Source organism: Pseudonocardia pini, from assembly GCF_013870575.1.
In the GTDB taxonomy this organism is placed as follows: Bacteria; Actinomycetota; Actinomycetes; order Mycobacteriales; family Pseudonocardiaceae; genus Pseudonocardia; species Pseudonocardia pini.
This window is the reverse complement of record NZ_JACBXB010000834.1, coordinates 1-2,299: the sequence shown is the minus strand read 5'-3', so window position 1 is coordinate 2,299 and position 2,299 is coordinate 1. Positions and strand designations below refer to the sequence as shown.

The window sequence follows — 2,299 nt, the reverse complement described above, 5'->3', positions numbered from 1 at the left end:
CCGAGCAGGTCCGGCCCCGGCACCGGCTCACCCTGGACCTGCGGACCGCGCTCTCGGCGGGCTGGGGGCCCGTGGAGATCCGGACCTGGCTGGAGGGCGCGCTGTGACCCGCGGGTCAGCTGCCCGAGCGCTCCCGGGTGAAGGTCCAGGCGTCCCCGACCATGGTCTCCAGGCTGCGGGAGGGCTTCCAACCCAGCTCGCTCGCCGCCCGCTCGCCCGAGGCGATCAGCACGGCGGGATCGCCCGCCCGCCGGGGGGCCACGTTCGCGGGGATCGGGTGACCGGTCACCGAGCGGCAGGTCTCCACGACCTGCAGGACCGAGTAGCCGGTGCCGCTGCCCAGGTTGTAGATGGAGTGCGTGCCGGGCTGCGCCTTCTGCAGCGCCAGCTGGTGCGCCTCGGCCAGGTCGTCCACGTGGATGTAGTCCCGCACGCAGGTGCCGTCCGGGGTGGGCCAGTCGTCGCCGTACATGGCCACGGACTCGCGGGCCCCCGAGGCGACCTGCAGCACGATCGGGATGAGGTGGGTCTCGACCGCGTGCCGCTCGCCGTACCGGCCGTGTGCGCCCGCCACGTTGAAGTACCGCAGGCTCACCGCGGCGAGCCCGTGGGCGTTCGCGTACGAGGTGATCATCGTGTCGATCGCGAGCTTGCTCGCGCCGTACGGGTTGGTCGGCCGTGTCGGGGAGTCCTCGCGGATCGGGACCTGCTCGGGCTCGCCGTAGGTCGCGGCCGTCGAGGAGAACACCAGCCGCGGGGTGCCGTGCTCACGGATGGCCTCGAGCAGCCGGAAGGTCGCCACGACGTTGCCGTCCCAGTACAGCTCCGGCTTCGCCACGGACTCGCCCACCAGGGACTTCGCCGCGAAGTGCAGCACCCCGTCGAAACCCTCGGCCAGCAGCGGGCCTGCGGCCTCGGACAGCTCGCCCTCCACGAACCGGGCGCCTTCGGGGACGGCGTCCGCGTGCCCGGTCGAGAGGTCGTCGAGCACCACGACCTCGTGCCCGGCCTCCACCAGATGCGCCGCGTTGACGCTTCCGACGTAGCCTGCGCCACCGGTGACGAGCAGCTTCACGAGGTCCTCCGCTTCTCCGTCGCTCTCGGAGCGGGAACCGTCTCACGACGGGCGCTCCGGTCCGCGTCCGGGTGGGGGACCCCGTGGGTCGGCGGGCGGTCAGACCGCCCGGACGAGGACCGCGTGGGCGATCAGCGGCGCGACCGTGGCGGTCTCGCCGTCCGCGGTCACCGGCACCGCGTCGCCGAAGCGCGGGATGGCCCCGACCTCGACGTCTCGGCCCGGGACGATGCCCGCCAGCTTCAGCTCGCCCATGAGGTCCGCGTCCACCTGGATGTGCTCGGCGATCCGACGCACCTCGACCCGGCCACCGCCGCGGCGGGCGAACTCGTCGAGCCGCTGCAGGCCCACCTCGAGGGTCGGCGGCGCCGAGGCGCGGGCCGGGGTGTCCGCGGTCGCCCGCAGCTCGTCCAGCCCGGGGATCGGGTTGCCGTAGGGCGACACGCGGGGGTCGTCGAGCAGGGCGACGAGCTTGCGCTCCACCGCGTCGCTCATCACGTGCTCCCAGCGGCAGGCCTCGGCGTGCACCAGCTCCCACTCGAGGCCGATGACGTCGATCAGCAGGCGCTCGGCGAGCCGGTGCTTGCGCATCACGGCCACGGCGCGGGAGCGCCCGTCGTCGGTCAGCTCCAGGTGCCGGTCGCCTGCGACGACCACGAGGCCGTCCCGCTCCATCCGCGCCACGGTCTGGCTCACGGTCGGACCGCTCTGCCCCAGGCGCTCGGCGATCCGCGCGCGCAGCGGGACGACGCCCTCCTCCTCCAGCTCGTAGATGGTCCGGAGGTACATCTCGGTGGTGTCGATGAGATCGTTCACGGCCGGCCCCTTCGTTCGTCTGACCAGTCTACCGGCGCTGTTCGGCAGGGCGTCGGCGCCGCGGCCGGTGACGGCCCGCGTCTGGTCGTGAGTGTCGGTACGGATGTCGGTGCGGGTGGGTGTGCGGGTCTCGCGGCCGGTGTCGCCGCATGCCCGAAGGGGGATCCGTCGGGCCGTGGATCGCAGGGCCCCGCGGCGGTCGCCACAGGGGTCACCGTCCGGTGGGGGTGGTGTCCGCTCGGGAGGCCCTGGGAGGGCGTGACGTCCGCCGCCCCGACCCGTCTCGTGCCTACGGCACAGGGTAGACCGTGCAGGATGGTCGGCGTGTCACATCCGAGTAGCAGCTCGAGCGGCCCCGACCCGGGGGCGGACCCCACCACCTGGACCACCCCGGTCGTGGCCCCGGCC

The 2,299-nt window shown here is 73.8% G+C and carries 2 protein-coding genes; both read right to left on the bottom strand.

Going from position 1 to position 2,299, the window contains the following annotated elements; genetic code table 11:
• Positions 1-115: 115 nt before the first annotated feature.
• Positions 116-1,075, bottom strand: a complete 960-nt coding sequence (gene galE, locus H5J29_RS29655; RefSeq protein WP_181784272.1) for a UDP-glucose 4-epimerase GalE — start codon at positions 1,073-1,075, stop codon at positions 116-118.
• A 99-nt stretch (positions 1,076-1,174) separates the two neighbouring features.
• Positions 1,175-1,891 carry an iron-dependent transcriptional repressor DtxR gene (locus H5J29_RS29650; RefSeq protein ID WP_181784271.1) on the bottom strand — a complete coding sequence of 239 codons (717 nt, stop codon included), beginning with the start codon at positions 1,889-1,891 and terminating at the stop codon, positions 1,175-1,177.
• Positions 1,892-2,299: the final 408 nt, after the last annotated feature.